Source organism: Uruburuella suis (assembly GCF_004341385.1).
GTDB lineage: Bacteria > Pseudomonadota > Gammaproteobacteria > Burkholderiales > Neisseriaceae > Neisseria > Neisseria suis.
Genome location: NZ_SLXE01000038.1, coordinates 1 through 18,966, shown reverse-complemented (window position 1 = coordinate 18,966; position 18,966 = coordinate 1). Strand labels below are relative to the sequence as shown.

Sequence of the window (18,966 nt, the reverse complement as noted above, 5' to 3'; positions counted from 1 at the left end):
AGTCCTGTGGCATACAGAACCCAGTTTGCAACCGCCGCTTGAAGAATGATTGATTTAGTGGCTTAAAAATGTCCAAGATTGTGGGGGCAGTTCAAGCGTTCAGACGGCCTCTGCAATCAGTTTGCGTTATTTGCTTTTGCGGCAGGTGTCTACCTTCATCAGGCTGTAAACCCCGCACCAGCCGAACAAGCCGCTGATAAGCAAGGGCAAGCCCAGCCAGCCCCACATGGTTTCAGGCCCGGTAAACACCAGCGAAATCAGCAGCAAGCCGATCACGATGCGGATGATGCGGTCGATTGTGCCTACATTTTTGCAGCCCATGCCTCTCTCCTTTCCGGTTGATTATTCATTATATTTCAGTCGGATAGGCCGTCTGAATCTTCATTTTCATCATAGCACAATCTTCTCATATCATAAACAGCAATTGCCGTTTGCGCCGTAAGAATCTACAATGCTTTTTATGAATATCCATGCCCCTATATCTCTGCCTGAGATGCTGAAAAACACCGAAAAAGCCGCGGCGCTGCTGAAATTGATTGCGCATCCGCACCGGCTGATGATTTTGTGCCTGCTGCTGGAGAGCGAGAAAAACGTGACCGATTTGGTGGAAGCCGTGGGCATCAACCAAACGGCGGTGTCCAACCATTTGGCCAAGCTGCGCAGCGCCGGCGTGGTGGAATTCACGCGCTATCACCGTGTGCTGCAATACCGGCTTACCTCGAAAGAGTTGGAAGCCATTATCGCCACGCTGCATGATTTGTATTGCAGCAGCGAAAAGTAAATTTTTTTATTAGGGTTGCCGCATGGTTGCAGCCGCTCAGGCCGTCTGAAACATGCTGCGGCCTTTTTTATTTTGACGGAATCTTCATGAAAATCGCCACCTGGAACATCAATTCTCTCAATGTGCGCCTGACGCAAGTGCAAGACTGGCTGCAACAACACCAACCCGATGTGTTGGTGTTGCAGGAATTAAAGCTCGATCAAAACAAATATCCCGCCGCCGCCTTCCAGCTCTCGGGCTGGCACACGGCTTGGAGCGGCCAGAAAACCTATAACGGCGTGGCCATTATCAGCAAACACAAATTGGCCGATGTGCACACCGGCCTGCCCGGCCTGCCCGATGACCCGCAACGGCGGGTAATTGCCGCCACGGTAAACGGTGTGCGTGTGGTCGATGTGTATTGTGTTAACGGCGAAGCGCTGGGCAGTGAAAAATTCGATTACAAACGCCGCTGGTTTGCCGCGCTGGCCGATTTTATCCGCGATGAAATGAGCCGCCACGAAAAATTAGTGCTTTTGGGCGATTTCAATATTGCGCCGGCCGATAATGATGTGTACGACCCGGAAAAATGGCATGAGCAGATTCACTGTTCCAGCGAAGAGCGCGGCTGGTTTCAAAATCTGCTTGCGCTGGGTCTCACCGACGGCCTGCGTCATATCCATCCCGCAGCGGTGATGTACACCTGGTGGGACTATCGCGGCGCCATGTTTCAACGCAAACTCGGTCTGCGCATCGACCATATTCTGGTGTCGGCCGCCATGCGCGATGTACTGCAAGATGTTCAGGTGGATAATGAAGCGCGCGCGCAAGAGCGCCCCAGCGATCATGCGCCGGTGTGGGCTGAGTTTGCGCTCTAATCTTTTTGCCCACAGGCCGTCTGAAACCCCCTTTCAGACGGCCTGTGTAATTTCGGGTTAAGCGAACTTTTATTTGGGAAAAATGTCGGCTATAGTGAAAAACGTTACACGCGCGATATTGCGCAAATGTTGACTATGAACAATCGGGCAGCTTGCCCGATTTGCCCACACCTTTGAAAGGATGTTTCATGAAAATGTTCAAACCCGTAACCTTGGCCGTGATGGCAGCCTCTTTGGCACTCACCGGCTGCGTCACCAATGCCGCCGGCGAGCAGCAGGCCAGCAAAACCGCCGTGTATGGCTTGGGCGGCGCGGCTGTGTGCGGCATTATCGGTGCGCTCACCCACGGCGGCAAAGGCGCGCGCAATTCTGCCCTGGCTTGCGGCGCGGTGGGTGCCGGCATCGGCGGCTATATGGATTATCAAGAGCACAAGCTGCGTGAAAGCCTGGCCAACACCGGCGTGGACGTGCAGCGCGAAGGCAACCAAATCAAGCTGGTAATGCCCGACAGCATCACCTTTGCCACCAACAGCGCCGCTTTGAGCACCGCTGCCCAAGATGCGCTGGCCAAAGCTGCGCAAACGCTGGTGCAATATCCCGACACCACCTTAACCGTGGCCGGCAACACCGACAACACCGGCTCTGATGCCATCAACAATCCGCTCTCGCTGCGCCGCGCCCAATCGGTGGCGGGCTACCTCAACCAGCGCGGCGTGGCCACTTCGCGCCTCACCACCGTGGGCAACGGCTCGCGCCAACCGGTTGCGTCTAATGCCACACCCGAAGGCCGCGCCCAAAACCGCCGCGTTGAAATCTTGATCAACCCCGACCAAGCTGCCGTACGCGCTGCCCAGCAGCAGCAACAGCAACAATAAACCGGCATATGCACCGAGGCCGTCTGAAACTTTTTCAGACGGCCTTTGTATTTTATGCAGGCTCGTGGTTTCATGCGTACGATTACGCCGCCTTTGGGCGGTGTGCGTACCTGCGGCAGCAAACGTAGGTACTATTAGCTTTGTCCAAACAAAGCGTAATCCTACACATGACGCATAAATGCCGTCTGAAACTTTTTTCAGACGGCATCGTTTTATTTTCTGCATTCAAAGCGAAACAGCGCAACAAGCCTATTTTTAACAACCGTTATTATCCGTCACCCGCCGCCCCGCGGCCTTCCCCTTCCTCACGGCTGCTTTTGGCATGCACGCTGAAATCGGCCAAGGTGATGTTCATGGCGTTGAGGCACGGCGCCATAATCTGCTCCACCGCATCGTTCACATAATCTTGTTGGATGTGCGCGGGGCGGTACACAAACAATTTAAACAAATCATCCAATTCGATGCTGGCGGCATTGGTTTTCAACACCCAGCCTTGCCGCCCTTGATACACATAGCCGTGGCGCGCCAGCTTTTCCAGCAAATCGCCCAATTCATCGTAGCCCATATTGATGTGGTTGCGAAAATCCTGCACCAGCAGCGCACGGCCTTGCGGCTGCGCATCATCGAGCAGCAGCAGGATTTTCAACACATCGTCAAAGCGCCCCTGTGTACCCAAATGGCGGCGGAAAGCCTCGCCCTGCCAATACGACAGCGCAGCGGTAAACACCGCGCCGGTGAGCACCAGCATCCACAATAAATTCAGCCACAGCAAAAACACCGGTATCGCCGCAAATGCGCCGTAAATCAGCGTGTAGCTGTTAAACGTGCCGATATACCAGGCAAAAAGCGCGCGCGCGGCCTCCAGCAGCACCGCCGTTACCGCCGCGCCCACCAGCGCCTGGCGCGCGGGCACATAGCGGTTGGGCACGAGCCGGTAGAGCAGCCACAAAATCACCGTGCTGAATAAAATCGACGAGCCGGTGCGCAACACGCCGGTGAGAAAGGGAAACATTTCATCCACCCGGCTTTGCTGCAGCATCAATGTCCAAGCCGTCAGGCTCAGGCCGATGGCCAAGGGGCCGAAAGTGAGCAGCGCCCAATACACCAAAAACTGCGTCCACAGCGGTCGCTCGCTCTGCACGCGCCAAATGCGGTTAAAGGTTTGGTCGATGGTGCGGATCAACAGCAGCGAAGTCACCACCAGCATCACAATGCCGATAGCGGTAAGGTTGCTGGCCTTGCCTTTAAACTGATTGATGTAGTCGAACAACACCCCCGCGCCCTGCGGCACGATGGTTTGGTTGATAAAGCGCACAAACGAATCAGAAAGCGTGTCAAACATCGGAAAAGCCGACACCACCACCAAAGTCACCGTGAGCACCGGCACCAGCGCCAGCAGCGTGGTAAAGGTGAGGCTGGCCGACACTTGCGGCACCCGCACCTCATCGAAGCGTTTCCACAAAAACACCATAAACCCCGCAAAACGCGTGCGACACAAATCTTGCCACCAGCCCAGATTCAGCATAATCTTCCTTTTTTCGATATCAACCTATTGTAACGGAAACCCAACCATGAGCCAAAAAAGCCTGCCCATTCTTGTGCTTTACTACACCCAGCACGGCGCCACCCTCAATCTGGCGCGCGAAATCGCCCGCGGCATCAACAGCGTGGCCGGCTGCGAGGCCGTGTTGCGCACCGTGCCCAAAGTGTCTGCCGTGTGCGAAGCCGTGGCCGCCGACATTCCGGCCGAAGGCGCGCCTTATGCCACCGCCGCCGATTTTAAAAACTGCGCCGCGCTGGCCTTGGGCAGCCCCACCCGCTTCGGCAACATGGCCGCCGCCATGAAATATTTTCTCGACGGCACCATCGCCCAATGGCTCTCGGGCGAATTAATCGGCAAGCCCGCCACGGTGTTCACCAGCACCGCCAGCCAGCACGGCGGCCAAGAATCCACCCTGCTCACCATGATGCTGCCGCTCTTGCACCACGGCATGCTCATCAGCGGCGTGCCCTTCAGCGAAGCCGCGCTCAGCCACACCCACAGCGGCGGCACACCTTATGGTGCTTCACACGTCGCCGGCAGCGAGGGCAAACCCGATTTGAGTAAAGACGAGCAGCAAATCGCCTTTGCCCAAGGCAAAAGGCTGGCAGAGCTGGCTTTAAAGCTGGCCGATTAAACGAAATGTTTTCAGACGGCCTCTGATGGCAGTCGGCAATCAGGCCGTCTGAAACACCACACAGGAACCTTTATGAACCCGCAACACACCCCGCTGCAAAGCGCACCGGTATTGCAAACGGCGCTCGCCCACCGCTCCATCCGCAAATTCACCGGCGCGCCCATCGCGCCCGAGCAGCTCGCCGCCATTTTGGAAGCCGGCCGCGCCGCTTCTTCTTCCAGCTTTTTACAGGCCGTGCACATCGTGCGCATCACCGACCCCGAAATCCGCAAAAGCCTGCGCGCGGTCGGCTCCGACCAGCACTACATCGAAACCTGCGCCGAATTTTTGGTGTTTTGCATGGACTTTGCCAAACACAAGCAAATCGCGCCCGATGCCCAAGTGGGCTGGAGCGAAGTGGCGCTCATCGGTGCCATTGATGCCGGCATTATGGCGCAAAACATGATTCTGGCCGCCGAATCGCTGGGGCTGGGCGGCGTGTATATCGGCAGCCTGCGCAACAATGTGCGCCGCGTGGCCGAATTGCTCGATTTGCCCGAATATGTGATGCCGCTTTTCGGCATGTGCCTGGGTCACCCCGATCAAGACCCGCTGCCGCGCCCGCGTCTGCCTTTGGGCTGCATGGTTTCGGAAAACCAATATGAAGCCATGAGCATGGCCGATTTTGCCCACTACAATGCCGTGGTGAAAGATTATTATCAGCGCCGCAGCAATCTGGATTTGGATTGGGAAGCACAAATCCGCGCCACACTCTGCCGCGAAGTGCGCCCCGATATCCTGCCTTTTTTGCAGCAACAAGGCTTTGTTAAAAAGTAATACCGATTTAAAGGCTTTAAAGGCCGTCTGAAAAAGGCCGTCTGAAAGCGTATACACGCTTTCAGACGGCCTTTACACATCTTTTCCCGCCCCGCAAACGGCGGCAAGCGCAAATATGCTATTTTCCCAAAACCAATCGCACGCGTGTTTGCCCGACTTGCATTGGTTTACTGTTTTCATAATAAAATTAAATCGAATATATAGTTTTAATAGCTTAAATTATTCTGTATAGTCAAAGCCGTATCTCCCACAACCCTACCAAGGAGTTTTACCATGAGCGAGCAGAAAAAATGCCCGGTGAGCCATCTCACCACCGATTTCGGCGCCCCCGTTGTCGACAACCAAAACAGCATGACCGCAGGCCCGCGCGGCCCTTTGCTGGCACAAGATGTGTGGCTGAATGAAAAATTGGCCAATTTTGTGCGCGAAGTGATTCCCGAGCGACGCATGCATGCCAAAGGCTCAGGCGCTTTCGGCACTTTCACGGTAACAAAAGACATCACTCAATACACCCGCGCCGCCATCTTTAGCAAAGTGGGCAAAAAAACCGACATGTTCGCCCGCTTTACCGCCGTGGCGGTTGAGCGCGGTGGTGCCGATGCCGAGCGCGACATCCGCGGCTTTGCGCTGAAGTTTTACACTGAAGAAGGCAACTGGGATATGGCGGGCAACAACACGCCCGTGTTTTTCCTGCGCGACCCGCTCAAATTTGAAGACCTCAATCGCGTGGTGAAACGCGACCCGCGCACCAATATGCGCAGCGCGCGCAACAACTGGGATTTTTGGACGCTGCTGCCCGAAGCCTTCCACCAAGTAACCATCGTGATGAGCGACCGCGGCATTCCGAAAAGCTACCGCCACATGCACGGCTTCGGCTCGCACACTTATAGCTTTATCAATGCCGAAAACGAGCGCTTTTGGGTGAAATTCCACTTCCGCACCCAGCAAGGCATTGAAAACCTCAGCAATGCCGAAGCCGAAGCCCTGATCGGCAAAGACCGCGAAAGCCACCAGCGCGATTTATACGAAGCCATCGAGCGCGGCGAATTTCCGAAGTGGAAAATGTATGTGCAAATTATGCCCGAAGCCGAGGCCGAAAAAGTGCCTTACCACCCCTTCGACCTCACCAAAGTGTGGCCCAAAGGCGATTACCCGCTGATTGAAGTGGGCGAATTCGAGCTTAATAAAAATCCGGAAAACTTCTATGCCGATGTGGAACAAGCCGCCTTCTCGCCCAGCAATTTGGTGCCCGGCATCAGCGTGTCGCCCGATAAAATGCTGCAAGCGCGTCTGTTTAACTATCCCGATGCGCAGCGCTACCGCTTGGGGGTGAATTATCACCAAATTCCCGTTAATGCCGCCCGCTGCCCCGTGCACAGCAACCACCGCGACGGCACCACACGCGTTGACGGCAACTACGGCAGCACCCTGCACTATGAGCCCAACAGCTTCGGCCAATGGCAAGAGCAGCCGCAATATGCCGAGCCGCCGCTGAAAATCAACGGCGATGCCGCGCACTGGAATTTCCGCGAAGACGACAGCGATTATTTCAGCCAACCGCGTGCGCTGTTTAACTTGATGAATGCCGCGCAAAAGCAAGCGTTGTTTGACAACACCGCCGCTGCCATGGGCGATGCGCCCGACTTCATCAAATACCGCCACATCCGCAACTGCAACGCCTGCGACCCGGCCTATGGCGAGGGCGTGGCCAAAGCGCTCGGCCTCACCGTGGCCGATGCCCAAGCCGCCCGCGCCAGTGACCCCGCGCAAGGCCAACCGGGCTTGCTGTAAACACATCCGCCCGAAAGGAGCACGATATGAGCATGTGGAGCGACATCTGCGAATGGCTGCCCGATTGGGCGGACAAAAAAGCGCAATAAGCCGATAGAGCAAAGGCCGTCTGAATGTGATAAAAATGTTCAGACGGCCTTTTTATGCCTATTCAAATCAAACATCATTTTTTAATCGTGAAAATGCCAAGCGTGCACATCAAAGGCCGTCTGAAAACCATTTCAAGCCGCCGCAAAATGCGCTACGATGCCGCTTTGATTACCGTTATTTTTCAGACGGCCTTATTGAATTCAGGCCGGCTGAAACCATTTGCAGCCCATACCGATTCAAGAAAGCACGCCCATCATGGCTCAAACCGTTCATTACTTAAAAGATTACCAAGCCCCCGATTTCAAAATTCTGCAAACCGATTTGCGCTTTGACGTGGCCGACCCGCACACCACCGTGCACGCCCGCTTGCTGATTGCGCCGCAGCAAAACGGCGCGCCGCTGGTGCTAAACGGCTCGGCCGAATTATGCTCGCTCAAGCTCGATGGCGAACCTTTGCCCGAATCGGCTTATCGTTTGGCCGATGACACGCTGGTGATTCCCCACACGCCGTCTGAAAGCTTCGTGCTCGAAATCGAAACCCGCCTGCTGCCTTACGACAATAAATCACTGATGGGGCTTTATGGCTCAAGCGGCAATCTCTACACCCAATGCGAGCCGGAAGGTTTCCGCAAAATCACCTATTATCCCGACCGCCCCGATGTGATGAGCAAATTCACCACCACCATTATTGCCGACAAAAAACGCTATCCGGTGCTGCTCTCCAACGGCAACAAAGTCGACAGCGGCGATTTGGAAGGCGGCCGCCATTGGGTGAAATGGCTCGATCCCTTTGCCAAACCGAGCTATCTGTTTGCGCTGGTGGCAGGCAACTTGGCCGCCACGCGCGACACCTTCACCACGCAAAGCGGCAAAAACGTGGCGATTGAGTTTTACACCAGCGAAGCAGACAAAGCCAAAGTGCCTTTTGCGGTGCAATCGCTGAAAAACGCCATGCAATGGGACGAAACCCGCTTCGGCCTCGAATACGATCTCGATATCTATATGGTGGTGGCCGTGGGCGACTTTAATATGGGCGCGATGGAAAACAAAGGCCTGAATATTTTCAACACCAAATATGTGCTGGCCGACAGCCGCACCGCCACCGATGCCGATTTCGAGGGCATAGAATCGGTAATCGGCCACGAATATTTCCACAACTACACCGGCAACCGCGTAACCTGCCGCGACTGGTTTCAATTGTCGCTCAAAGAAGGCCTCACCGTGTTTCGCGACCAAGAATTCTCGGGCGACCGCGCCAGCCGTGCCGTGCGCCGCATCGAAAACGTGAGCCTCTTGCGCCAATTGCAGTTTGCCGAAGACGCAGGCCCCATGGCGCATCCGGTGCGCCCCGCATCTTATGAAGAAATGAACAATTTCTACACCATGACCGTGTATGAAAAAGGCGCAGAAGTGGTGCGCATGTATCACACCATGCTCGGCGAAGCAGGCTTTCAAAAAGGCATGCAGCTTTATTTCAAACGCCACGACGGCCGCGCCGTCACCTGCGACGATTTCCGCGCCGCCATGGCCGATGCCAATGAAACCGACCTCAGCCAATTTGCCTTGTGGTATAGCCAAGCCGGCACGCCCGTGCTCGACATTACAGGCCGTCTGAACGCGGCGGACAACACCTTCACCCTCAACATCAAGCAAACCATTCCCGCCACGCCCGATATGGCGGAAAAACAGCCGATGCTGATACCGGTGAAAATCGGTTTGTTAAACCAACAAGGCGAAGCGGTGGCATTTGGGCCGTCTGAAAGCGCCGAAGTGCAAACCGAAGCTGTGTTGCTGCTCAATCAAGCCGAGCAGCAATTTGTGTTGCACGGCGTGAATGAAGCCGTGGTGCCCTCGCTTTTGCGCGGCTTTTCCGCGCCCGTGCAGCTGAATTACCCTTATAGCGATGCCGATTTGAGCCTGCTGCTCGCCCACGACAGCGACCCTTTCGCCCGCTGGGAAGCCGGCCAAACGCTCTACCGCCGCGCCATATCCGCCAATCTTGCCGCCATCGAAGCCGGCGCGCCCCTGCCTGAACACAGCGGCCTGATTCACGCGTTCAAACACATGCTCAAGCAGGAAATCGACCCCGCTTTCAAAGCCATGCTGCTGCGCGCACCGGCCACCGCCGAATTGTGGGAAGGCGCAGACAACATCAACCCGCTGCATTACCACGAAGCGCGTGAAGCCCTGCTCGATGCCATCGCCAAAGCCTGCCTTGAGAATCTGGTGTATATCCGCACTTGGGCGCTGGCGCAGGAAGAAGCCAGCGGCCTGGCCGCGCCTTACGAATACCACCCCGGGCTCGCCGGCGTGCGCGCGCTTTTGGCCGCCACCCGCCTCTACACCATACGCGAAGAGCGCCACGGCATGATGGAAATGGCCGCTTATTCGGGCGAGCAGGCCGCCAGCCACGAAAAAACCGTGTGCGCGCGCCTGCAAGACTACATCACCCGCTACGAGCAGCTCACCCCCAATATGACCCACGAAATGAGCGTGCTCAACACCGTCAACCACCTCGAAGAGAGCGGCCGCAACCACTTGCTGAACCAATTCGCCGAGCGCTACGCCGATGATGCGCTGGTGATGGACAAATATTTCATCCTGATAGGCGCCAGCCACCGAGCCGACACGCTTGAGCAAGTGCAAAGCGCCTTGCACCACCCCAAATTCAACCTCGAAAACCCCAACAAAGCCCGCGCGCTCTTGGGCAGCTTCACCCGCAACGTGCCGCATTTTCATGCCGAAAACGGCAGCGGCTATGCCTTTATCGCCGAAAAAGTGATGCAGATTGATGCGTTTAACCCGCAAGTGGCCGCGCGGCTGGTGCAGGCGTTCAACCTCTGCCACAAGCTCGAGCCCAAGCGCCGCGCGCTCGTGAAAATGCAGCTCGAGCGCATCGCCGGCATGGATAATCTGTCGAAAGATGTGGCCGAGATTGTGGGCAAGATTTTGGCTTGATGCGCCAAAGCCAAACCCCAAAGGCCGTCTGAAAAAGGATAAGCTGCACCGATTTGGCGCGCCCGCTTTCAGACGGCCTTTCTTTACACCGCCCGGCCAAGCAACCGCCCCACCTGTGATACCCATTCAAAAAAGTAAGCTTACAAGGCGGAAGCCTGCGACAGTACAGATATAGTGGCATGAATGAAAAACTTATACAAAAATAAGAAATTTAGCATCATGTGCAGGGTGTGTGGCGCAGCCACGCACGCGGTTTAAACGGCTTCTGCATATGGCTTGCTACATGCGCCTGTATAAGTTTTTCTTTCATTCCACTATAGTACGGCAAGGCGAAACAACGCAGTAAGGTTATTTTTTTGGATTGGTATTAAAATGACTTTTTTCCCAACAACCGACCAACACCATGCCCGACACCCTCACCCACACCGCCGCCAAGCTCGGCGAGCACGCCCAATCCGATTTCGGCCACTACGCCAGCATGATGGGCAGCGTGCACGAAATGATTGAAGCCTTTTGGCAGCGCGTGCCCTATCTTTTGCTCGCGCTGCTGCTCTTTATCGTGTTTTGGCTCTTCGCCAAAATCTTCAAAAAGCTGGCCGTGCGCCTGCTCTCGGCGCGGCTGGCCAACCGGCTCAACCTGCTTTTGGTGTTGCAGCGCATCGGCAGCGCGCTGATTATTTTCACCGGCTTTCTGATTGCCATGATGGTGGCCATTCCCGGCTTCACCCCCGGCCAGCTGGTGAGCGCGCTGGGCATCGGCTCGGTGGCCATCGGTTTTGCCTTTAAAGATATTTTCCAAAACCTGCTCTCGGGCATTTTGCTGCTGCTCAACGAGCCGTTTAAAATCGGCGAACGCATTGTCAACGGCAGCTTCGAGGGCACGGTGGAAACCATCGAAATCCGCGCCACCACCCTGCGCACCGACGACGGGCGGCGCATCGTGATTCCCAATGCGCAATTGTTTACCTCACCGGTAACGGTCAACACCCTCAATGGCCGCCACCGCCTCTCCGCCACCTTCACCCTGCCCGCCGGTGCCGATGCAGGCGCGCTGAAAGCGAAAATCATCGCCAAGCTGCACAATGAATGCGCCGCTTTTGTGTTTGAGCCCGAAATCGCCCTCACCGCCATCGGCAGCAGCGAAACGCTGGTGCTGCGCTGGTGGAGCGGCGATGGCCGCGACAATGATCAAACGCAAGACCGCGTGCTCTCCTGCATCAGCCCGCTGCTTGACTCAGCCGACAGCGGCCAAGCCGATGCCGATCCAGCGGAGAGCTCTTAATATCTTGCCAGCATATCTTGCCAGCCGAATGAAAAAACCAAGGCCGTCTGAAAGCTTTTCAGACGGCCATTCGTTTTATCCATATTAAATATTTTTTATTCTAGAGGCTGCTCACACAATTTATCCGCGAATAATACCAATTCAAAAAAGTAAGCTAACAAGGCGGCGAGCCGCAGACAGTACAGATAGGACGGCAAGGCGAGACAACGAAGTTAGGTTATTTTTTTGGATTGGTATAAAATGCAGCAGGCACGCTTTTGAGCCAAAAAATTGCCGCGTGATGAATGGTAAACAAACCCTAAACAGCAAACGCCCCACGCGCCTCTTTAGCCAAATCGATAAACGCACGCAAAGCGGCGGTGATGTGGCGCTGGCGCGGGTAATACAGGCAGAGCCCGTCATACACCGGCGTCCAATCCGGCAAAAGCTGCACCAGCCGCCCGCTTTGCAGATGCTCGCACACATAACCTTCATACACATAAGCAATGCCCACGCCGTGCAGCGCGGCTTCGGCCATCAAAAGCGGGCTGTCGAGCGTGAGCGGGCCGCCCACATCCAGCACCACCGATTTGCCGTCGCGCTCGAATTCCCAACGGTAAAGCTTGCCGCTGGTGAAGCGGTAGCGTATGCAGGCATGGCTCAGCAAATCGTGCGGCGTTTGCGGCACCGCATTTTGGCGCGCCAGATAATCGGGCGAACACACCACCAGCAGGCGCACATCCGGCCCCAGCCGCACCGACACCATATCCTGCGGCACCGCTTCGGCTAGGCGGAAGCCCACATCAAAGCCATCGGCCACAATATCAATCAGGCGCGCATCGGTTACCAAATCGATGTGCATCTGCGGATAGCGGCGCAGATATTCGATAATCACCGGTTGCAACATCTCTTCGGCCGCCCGCTCGGCGATGTTGAGCCGCAGCGTGCCGCTTAACGTGTCGCTCGAATCGTTGGCCTCGCTCATGGCATCACGGATTTCCTGCAAAGCCGGCTTCACCCGCGCCAAAAATTGCTCGCCCGCCTTGGAAAGCGCCACGCTGCGGGTGGTGCGGTTAAACAGGCGCACGCCCAGCTTGGCTTCCAGATTGTTCACCGCATGGCTCAGAGCCGATGGCGACATATCCAGTTCCACCGCCGCAGCACGAAAGCCGCCCATCTCGGCCACCGTCATCACAATCTGCAATTCAAATAATCCGGTTTTCTGCATTGTTTTGCTTTCTGCATGAATTTGTTCGAAAAAAGCCTTATTCCCCAAATGTTGCCCCGCCATTATACTAAAAGCTTCATTAATCAAGTTGCAAACAGGAGCGCATCATGACACAAAAAGTTTGGCTGATCACCGGCGCATCACGCGGCTTCGGCCACATCTGGGCCAAAGCCGCACTGGCACGCGGCGACAAAGTGGCCGCCACCGCTCGCAAATTAAGCGCATTGGACGAATTGAAACAAACCTACGGCGATGCTTTCCTGCCGTTGGTGCTGGATGTGACCGACCGCGATGCCGTGTTTGCCGCTGTGGCGCAAGTGCAGCAGCATTTCGGCCGCCTGGATGTGGTGGTTTCCAACGCCGGCTTCGGCTACATGGCCGCCATTGAAGAAGCCGAAATCGACGACACCCGCGCCACTTTCGAAACCAATGTGTTCGGCACCTTGGCCGTGATGCAGGCCGCCATTCCGATTATGCGCGCACAAGGCAGCGGCCACATTCTGCCCGTGAGCAGCGTGGCCGGCCTCGTGGCCATGCCCACTTCCGGCATTTACGAAGCAGCCAAATTCGCCGTGGAAGGCATGGCCGAAGCGCTGGCCGCCGAAGTGGCGCCTTTCGGTATACATGTCACCATCATCGAGCCGGGCGGCTACGCCACCGACTTTTTGAGCGGCACATCGCTGAAAACCGCACCGGCCATCGCCGCCTACGATGACTTGCGCGCCCAATTGGCCGCCATGCTCACGCCCGACAGCCTGGGCAAGCCCGAAGCCAGCGCCGAAGCCATTTTAAAAGTGGCAGACGCCCCCAACCCGCCGCTGCGCCTGATTTTGGGCGATTTGCTGCCGCTGGTTAAAGATGTGTATGCCCAACGCATCCAAACTTGGGAAGAATGGGACGATGTGGCGCGCGCTGCCAAAGGCTGATGTGATTGCTGCAAACCATCAATCAAGGCCGTCTGAAAGGTTTTCAGACGGCCTTGATTTGTCATGCCTGTTCAAAGTCAATGTTGTGGTGTAAGCATGTGTACGATGGCGCCGCTTATGGGCGGCGTGCGTGCCTATAGTGGAGTGCAGGAAAAAGTGATACAAAACTACGCGCCATAACGGCGTAGCTTGGGTTGATAAATCCAAGGTTTCAGACGGCCTGCGGGCTTATTGGGTTTTCAACCCAATAAGCCCGTTGTGTCACTTTTTCTTGCATTCCACTATACACGCTATTGCCGCCCACAAAAAAGAGCGCTTTTCAGCGCTCTTTTGGCAGGTGATTCAAAAAGATCAGTCTTTTTTGTCTTTCACTTCTTCGAATTCGGCATCCACCACATCATCGTTGCCTTTGGCTGCGCCGGCATCGGCTTGAGCCGCGCCTTCTTCGCCGGCTTGTGCTTCGGCCTGTGCTTGGGCATACACCATTTCGCCCAATTTTTGGCTGGCTGCGCCCAAGGCTTCGGCTTTGGCGTCGATATCGGCTTTGTCTTCGCCTTTCACCGCTTCTTCGGTGGCTTTCACCGCGTCTTCGATTTTGGCTTTTTCATCAGCATCGAGTTTGTCGCCATAATCGGCCAGCGATTTTTTCACAGAGTGCACCAAGGCTTCGGCCTGGTTGCGTGAAGCCACGAGCTCGGTGAGCTTTTTATCTTCCTCGGCATTGGCTTCGGCATCTTTCACCATGCGTTCGATTTCTTCTTCGCTCAGGCCGGAAGAGCCTTGGATGGTGATTTTCGATTCTTTGCCGGTGCCTTTGTCTTTGGCAGACACATGCAAAATGCCGTTTGCATCAATATCGAAGGTCACTTCGATTTGCGGCATGCCGCGCGGTGCGGGTGCGATGTCGCCCAAATTGAAGTTGCCCAGCGATTTGTTGGCCGATGCGCGCTCGCGCTCGCCTTGCAGCACGTGGATGGTTACGGCGCTTTGGTTGTCTTCTGCGGTAGAGAAGGTTTGCGAAGCTTTGGTGGGGATGGTGGTGTTTTTCTGAATCAGTTTGGTCATCACACCGCCCATGGTTTCAATGCCGAGCGACAAGGGGGTAACGTCGAGCAGCAACACATCGCTGCGGCCGCCGCTCAGCACTTCGCCCTGAATCGCAGCACCCACGGCCACGGCTTCATCGGGGTTCACATCTTTGCGCGGCTCTTTGCCGAAGAAGGCTTTCACGGCTTCTTGCACTTTGGGCATACGGCTTTGGCCGCCGACCAAAATCACATCGTCGATTTCGTTCACATTCAGGCCGGCATCTTTCACAGCGGTTTTACACGGCTCGATTGAACGCGCAATCAAATCTTCCACCAAGCTTTCGAATTTGGCGCGAGTGATTTTCATCGCCAAGTGTTTCGGGCCGGTGGCATCCATGGTGATGTAGGGCAGGTTGATTTCGGTTTGCTGCGCGCTCGACAATTCGATTTTGGCTTTTTCAGCCGCTTCTTTGAGGCGTTGCAAGGCCATTACGTCTTTTTTCAAATCGATGCCTTGATCTTTTTTGAACTCATCAATGATGTAGTCGATCAGGCGTTGGTCGAAATCTTCGCCGCCGAGGAAAGTGTCGCCGTTGGTGGCCAGCACTTCAAACTGTTTGTCGCCGTCGAGGTTGGCGATTTCGATAATGGAAATATCGAAAGTGCCGCCGCCCAAGTCGTAAACGGCGATTTTGCGGTCTTTGCTGTCGCCTTTATCCATGCCGAAAGCCAGCGCGGCTGCGGTCGGTTCGTTGATGATGCGTTTTACATCTAGGCCTGCGATGCGGCCGGCGTCTTTGGTGGCTTGGCGTTGGCTGTCGTTGAAATAGGCAGGCACGGTAATCACGGCTTCGGTAACGGGCTCGCCCAAATAAGCTTCGGCGGCCTGCTTCATTTTACGCAGCACTTCGGCCGACACTTGCGGCGGCGACAATTCTTTGCCTTGCGCTTTCACCCAAGCATCGCCGTTGCCGGCTTTGATGATGTCAAACGGCATCAAGTCGATGTCTTTTTGCACTTCTTTGTCGTCGAATTTGTGGCCAATCAGGCGTTTGACGGCATAAATGGTGTTTTTGGCATTGGTGACGGCTTGGCGTTTGGCCGGGGTGCCGACGAGGATTTCGCCGCCGTCGAGATAGGCGATTACGGAAGGCGTGGTGCGCGCGCCTTCGGCATTTTCGATGACTTTGGTTTGGCCGTTTTCAGAAATAGCCAAGCATGAGTTGGTGGTACCCAAGTCGATACCGATTACTTTTGCCATAGTGTATAGCTCCTTTAAGAAACAGATAATGGAATATTCCGGCGGGCGCTTCGCCCTGTCGGGGTAAAAATAAGGCGGGTTTGCTGCTTTTCAAGTGCCGGCACGCAAATTTTTTCGGCCGGATAATTATTTTTAATTCAAGTGCTTGATTTACTTATCCACAAGCTTGAAATCATGCTTTTGAATAATGTTTCAGACGGCCTGCAAACCAGCATCAAGGCCGTCTGAACAGCGTGCGCCGGATAAAGCGCCACACGCGATGCCCTCAGGCCTGCTCTTCGCCGCCTTTGGCCACGGCCACCATCGCCGGGCGCAACACGCGATCGCTCAGGGCGTAGCCTTTTTTCAGCACATTCACCACGGTGTTGGGCGCTTGCTCGCTCTCCACCGCCTGCATGGCTTGGTGTTGGTGCGGGTCGAGCATATCACCCGGCTGCGGGTTGATGGCTTTGATGTGGGCGTGTTCAAACGCTTTTTCCAATTCGTTCAGCGTCATTTGCACGCCCATTTTCAGGGCATCGAAATTGCCGCTTTGGTCGAGCAGCGCCATTTCTAAATAGTCTTTCACCGGCAGCATTTCAGCGGCGAATTTTTGGCCGGCAAATTTATGCGTGGCCTGGATTTCTTCTTGATGGCGGCGGCGCAGGTTTTGCTCGTTGGCTAGGCTACGCAATTGCTCATCTTTGAGCATGCCCTCAAGCTCTTCCACTTTGGCTTGCAAATCTTCATAAGTGGGTGCGGTTTCGGCCGCTTCAAACACTTGTGCCGCTTCGGCGGCGCTTTCTGCATGGGGCTGTTGGTTTTGTTCGGTCATGGCAGTTATCCTGTGGTGGGAAAATAATAAATTAGATGTGCAAATATATAAGGCCGTCTGAATAATATTCAAGTGTTTTCAGACGGCCTTTTGCTTGCCAAGTTTGCCAAAAAGCCATAAGGTTACGCACACAATAATCAGGCCGTCTGAAAACAAACGGCCGCGCTGCAAAGGAAAAATATTATGTCGAGGCAACAACTCACCCGCATTCAGGGCCGGGCGGTGGCGGAAACCATGCTCGCCGGCTTTAATAAGCACTACCGCCTCTACCGCGAAGTCACCGCGCGTGCCAAAGGTTTGTTTGAAACACGCGATTGGCGCGGCATTCAGGATTTGGTGGCCGAGCGCATCCAGATGTATGACCAGCGCGTGCGCGAGGCGGTGGATGCGCTGCGCCACGAGCACGCGGCCAATGCCTTGAGTGACGAAGTGTGGGCGGCGGCAAAAATCGAATACATCGCGCTTTTGGTCAACCACAAGCAGCCCGAATTGGCGGAAACGTTTTTCAATTCGGTGTCGACCAAGCTTTTGGCCAAAGAGTATTACAACAATCAGTTTATCTTTGTGAAGCCGGCCATCAGCACGGAATATATCGATTCCGATCCGCCCACCTTCAGCTCGTTTTACCCCAGCAAACAAGGCCTGCGCGACTGCCTGCGCGATATTCTCAAGCATTTCGGCTGGCAGGTGCCTTTCGCCCACGCCGCCAAAGACATCAGCAATATTCTGCGCGCAGCGCGGCAGCATTTTCAGAGCGATTGGCCGCCCGAGGAAATGAACCTGCATGTGCAAGTGCTCAACGCGCCTTTTTACCGCAACAAAAGCGCTTATGTGTTTGGCCAGATTATCAACGGCAGCCACCGCCACCCGTTTGCGCTGGCCATTGTGCACAATGCCGATGGGCGGCTGATGGTGGATGCGGCGCTTTTTAACCCGCAGCAAATCGGTGTGTTGTTTTCATTTGCGCGCGCTTATTTTTTGGTGGATATGCCCGTGCCCAGCGGCTATGTGCGCTTTCTCAACAGCATGCTGCCGATGCGCTCGCCCGGCGATCTCTACACATTGGTGGGCTTGCATAAGCAGGGCAAAAACATTTGGTGGCGCGAATTTGTGCAGCATTTGGAATATTCGCACGACCGCTTTATGCTCGCGCCGGGCGTGAAAGGGCTGGTGATGAGCGTGTTTACCCTGCCCTCGTTTCCTTATGTGTTTAAGGTGATTAAAGACAAATTCGGCCCCAATAAAGATTTCGATCAAGAATATGTGCGCCAAAAATACCTGCTGGTGAAAAAACACGACCGCGTGGGGCGCATGGCCGATACGTTGGAATTTCAAAACGTGGCTTTGCCCAAAGCGCGCTGCGACGAAGAATTTCTGCACGAAATGCGCACGCTCGCGCCCAGCCAAATGGAAGAAACCGACGATTGGGTGATTATCAAGCATGTGTATGTGGAATACCGCCTCAAGCCTTTGAATATGTTTATGCAAAAAGCCAAGCCTGCCGAAAAAGCGGCGGCGGTGATCGATTACGGCTATGCGCTCAAAGAGCTGGCTTCGGCCAATATTTTCCCCGGCGACATGCTCTATAAAAATTTCGGCATGACCCGCTTCGGCCGCGTGATTTTCTACGATTACGACGAAATCGAATACATGACCGACTGCAATTTCCGCCCCATTCCGCCCGCGCCGAATCCCGAATATGAAATGTCGGGCGAGGTGTGGTATCCGGTGCACAAAGGCGATGTGTTTCCCGAAGAATTCGGCCCTTTCCTCTTGGGCGAGCCGGATGTGCGGCAAGTGTTTATGCAACACCACAAAGATTTGCTCACGCCCGAATTCTGGCAGGGCAAAAAAGAGCGGCTACTGCAAGGGCTTTATGACGACTTTTACCCTTATCCGCAATCGGCGCGCTTCACGCCCGACAAGCTCGCCAAAGGGCTGGTGGACCGCACTGATGTGTAGCGCGGCGCCCGGCTGATGATTAAACATCAAGGCCGTCTGAAACTTTTGAACTGCACCCCAAAAGTTGGACACCCCCATCCAACCCATAAAGGTGCAGTTTTCTTATGAACAAATATACCGTAGACTTCAAATACCAAGCCG

The 18,966-nt window shown here is 55.2% G+C and carries 16 protein-coding genes; 11 read left to right on the top strand and 5 right to left on the bottom strand.

Annotated elements, in window-relative coordinates; all coding sequences use genetic code 11:
- Positions 1 to 126 precede the first annotated feature (126 nt).
- Complete coding sequence (locus EV680_RS10795) at positions 127 to 321, bottom strand: YgaP family membrane protein (RefSeq protein WP_132954754.1); 195 nt, start codon at positions 319 to 321, stop codon at positions 127 to 129.
- Positions 322 to 460: 139 nt separating this feature from the next.
- Between EV680_RS10795 and EV680_RS10790 the strand changes: the two genes are divergently transcribed.
- The 3 genes from EV680_RS10790 (at position 461) to EV680_RS10780 (ending at position 2,513) form a co-directional block, all read left to right on the top strand.
- Entirely contained in the window at positions 461 to 781 is a 321-nt protein-coding gene (locus tag EV680_RS10790) for an ArsR/SmtB family transcription factor (protein ID WP_132954753.1), read from the top strand.
- Positions 782 to 867: 86 nt separating this feature from the next.
- Entirely contained in the window at positions 868 to 1,638 is a 771-nt protein-coding gene (xth, locus tag EV680_RS10785) for an exodeoxyribonuclease III (RefSeq protein ID WP_132954752.1), read from the top strand.
- Between the two features lie 188 nt (positions 1,639 to 1,826).
- The gene (locus tag EV680_RS10780) at positions 1,827 to 2,513 is read left to right on the top strand and encodes a YiaD family glycine zipper/OmpA-like lipoprotein (protein WP_132954751.1); all 687 of its coding nucleotides are present in this window, start codon (positions 1,827 to 1,829) and stop codon (positions 2,511 to 2,513) included.
- 268 nt (positions 2,514 to 2,781) lie between these two features.
- Here EV680_RS10780 and EV680_RS10775 read toward each other — a convergent pair whose 3' ends face one another.
- Positions 2,782 to 4,038 carry a YihY family inner membrane protein gene (locus tag EV680_RS10775; protein ID WP_132954750.1) on the bottom strand — a complete coding sequence of 419 codons (1,257 nt, stop codon included), beginning with the start codon at positions 4,036 to 4,038 and terminating at the stop codon, positions 2,782 to 2,784.
- A 46-nt stretch (positions 4,039 to 4,084) separates the two neighbouring features.
- Here EV680_RS10775 and wrbA point away from each other — a divergent pair, with 46 nt between their 5' ends.
- The 6 genes from wrbA to EV680_RS10750 all read left to right on the top strand — a co-directional run bounded on the left by wrbA (position 4,085) and on the right by EV680_RS10750 (position 11,627).
- Entirely contained in the window at positions 4,085 to 4,690 is a 606-nt protein-coding gene (gene wrbA, locus EV680_RS10770; protein WP_132954749.1) for an NAD(P)H:quinone oxidoreductase, read from the top strand.
- A 72-nt stretch (positions 4,691 to 4,762) separates the two neighbouring features.
- On the top strand, positions 4,763 to 5,506 hold the full coding sequence (gene nfsA / locus EV680_RS10765) for an oxygen-insensitive NADPH nitroreductase (RefSeq protein WP_132954748.1): 744 nt from the start codon (positions 4,763 to 4,765) through the stop codon (positions 5,504 to 5,506).
- Between the two features lie 273 nt (positions 5,507 to 5,779).
- Positions 5,780 to 7,297, top strand: a complete 1,518-nt coding sequence (locus tag EV680_RS10760) for a catalase (RefSeq protein WP_132954747.1) — start codon at positions 5,780 to 5,782, stop codon at positions 7,295 to 7,297.
- Between the two features lie 143 nt (positions 7,298 to 7,440).
- Positions 7,441 to 7,719 carry a hypothetical protein gene (locus EV680_RS11970; protein WP_165870942.1) on the top strand — a complete coding sequence of 93 codons (279 nt, stop codon included), beginning with the start codon at positions 7,441 to 7,443 and terminating at the stop codon, positions 7,717 to 7,719.
- Positions 7,643 to 10,345 carry an aminopeptidase N gene (pepN, locus tag EV680_RS10755; protein ID WP_132954746.1) on the top strand — a complete coding sequence of 901 codons (2,703 nt, stop codon included), beginning with the start codon at positions 7,643 to 7,645 and terminating at the stop codon, positions 10,343 to 10,345. Before EV680_RS11970 ends, pepN begins: the two co-directional genes overlap by 77 nt.
- Before the next feature lie 403 nt (positions 10,346 to 10,748).
- Complete coding sequence (locus tag EV680_RS10750) at positions 10,749 to 11,627, top strand: mechanosensitive ion channel family protein (protein WP_132954745.1); 879 nt, start codon at positions 10,749 to 10,751, stop codon at positions 11,625 to 11,627.
- Positions 11,628 to 11,925: 298 nt separating this feature from the next.
- Here the strand turns inward: EV680_RS10750 and EV680_RS10745 are convergent, their stop codons facing one another.
- Positions 11,926 to 12,834, bottom strand: a complete 909-nt coding sequence (locus tag EV680_RS10745) for a LysR family transcriptional regulator (protein WP_132954744.1) — start codon at positions 12,832 to 12,834, stop codon at positions 11,926 to 11,928.
- Positions 12,835 to 12,941: 107 nt separating this feature from the next.
- On the opposite strand from EV680_RS10745, the gene EV680_RS10740 reads away from it, so the two are divergent.
- Positions 12,942 to 13,760 carry an SDR family NAD(P)-dependent oxidoreductase gene (locus tag EV680_RS10740; RefSeq protein ID WP_132954743.1) on the top strand — a complete coding sequence of 273 codons (819 nt, stop codon included), beginning with the start codon at positions 12,942 to 12,944 and terminating at the stop codon, positions 13,758 to 13,760.
- Positions 13,761 to 14,111: 351 nt separating this feature from the next.
- On the opposite strand, the gene dnaK is transcribed toward EV680_RS10740, so the two are convergent.
- Both dnaK and grpE read right to left on the bottom strand, forming a co-directional pair.
- On the bottom strand, positions 14,112 to 16,049 hold the full coding sequence (gene dnaK / locus EV680_RS10735; RefSeq protein WP_132954742.1) for a molecular chaperone DnaK: 1,938 nt from the start codon (positions 16,047 to 16,049) through the stop codon (positions 14,112 to 14,114).
- A gap of 265 nt (positions 16,050 to 16,314) precedes the next feature.
- Positions 16,315 to 16,863, bottom strand: a complete 549-nt coding sequence (gene grpE / locus EV680_RS10730; RefSeq protein WP_132954741.1) for a nucleotide exchange factor GrpE — start codon at positions 16,861 to 16,863, stop codon at positions 16,315 to 16,317.
- Positions 16,864 to 17,046: 183 nt separating this feature from the next.
- On the opposite strand from grpE, the gene aceK reads away from it, so the two are divergent.
- On the top strand, positions 17,047 to 18,825 hold the full coding sequence (gene aceK / locus EV680_RS10725; protein WP_132954740.1) for a bifunctional isocitrate dehydrogenase kinase/phosphatase: 1,779 nt from the start codon (positions 17,047 to 17,049) through the stop codon (positions 18,823 to 18,825).
- The last annotated feature ends 141 nt before the right edge of the window (positions 18,826 to 18,966 follow it).

What these genes read in the sequence shown, in the direction of transcription:
- wrbA (WP_132954749.1), top strand. Translation starts at nt 4,085, where the DNA reads ATGAGCCAAAAAAGCCTGCCCATTCTTGTGCTTTACTACACCCAGCAC.
- EV680_RS10745 (WP_132954744.1), bottom strand. Translation starts at nt 12,834, where the DNA reads ATGCAGAAAACCGGATTATTTGAATTGCAGATTGTGATGACGGTGGCC.
- EV680_RS10775 (WP_132954750.1), bottom strand. Translation starts at nt 4,038, where the DNA reads ATGCTGAATCTGGGCTGGTGGCAAGATTTGTGTCGCACGCGTTTTGCG.
- EV680_RS10750 (WP_132954745.1), top strand. Translation starts at nt 10,749, where the DNA reads ATGCCCGACACCCTCACCCACACCGCCGCCAAGCTCGGCGAGCACGCC.
- EV680_RS10790 (WP_132954753.1), top strand. Translation starts at nt 461, where the DNA reads ATGAATATCCATGCCCCTATATCTCTGCCTGAGATGCTGAAAAACACC.
- EV680_RS10760 (WP_132954747.1), top strand. Translation starts at nt 5,780, where the DNA reads ATGAGCGAGCAGAAAAAATGCCCGGTGAGCCATCTCACCACCGATTTC.
- grpE (WP_132954741.1), bottom strand. Translation starts at nt 16,863, where the DNA reads ATGACCGAACAAAACCAACAGCCCCATGCAGAAAGCGCCGCCGAAGCG.
- EV680_RS10780 (WP_132954751.1), top strand. Translation starts at nt 1,827, where the DNA reads ATGAAAATGTTCAAACCCGTAACCTTGGCCGTGATGGCAGCCTCTTTG.
- dnaK (WP_132954742.1), bottom strand. Translation starts at nt 16,049, where the DNA reads ATGGCAAAAGTAATCGGTATCGACTTGGGTACCACCAACTCATGCTTG.
- xth (WP_132954752.1), top strand. Translation starts at nt 868, where the DNA reads ATGAAAATCGCCACCTGGAACATCAATTCTCTCAATGTGCGCCTGACG.
- EV680_RS11970 (WP_165870942.1), top strand. Translation starts at nt 7,441, where the DNA reads ATGCCTATTCAAATCAAACATCATTTTTTAATCGTGAAAATGCCAAGC.
- aceK (WP_132954740.1), top strand. Translation starts at nt 17,047, where the DNA reads ATGTCGAGGCAACAACTCACCCGCATTCAGGGCCGGGCGGTGGCGGAA.
- nfsA (WP_132954748.1), top strand. Translation starts at nt 4,763, where the DNA reads ATGAACCCGCAACACACCCCGCTGCAAAGCGCACCGGTATTGCAAACG.
- pepN (WP_132954746.1), top strand. Translation starts at nt 7,643, where the DNA reads ATGGCTCAAACCGTTCATTACTTAAAAGATTACCAAGCCCCCGATTTC.
- EV680_RS10795 (WP_132954754.1), bottom strand. Translation starts at nt 321, where the DNA reads ATGGGCTGCAAAAATGTAGGCACAATCGACCGCATCATCCGCATCGTG.
- EV680_RS10740 (WP_132954743.1), top strand. Translation starts at nt 12,942, where the DNA reads ATGACACAAAAAGTTTGGCTGATCACCGGCGCATCACGCGGCTTCGGC.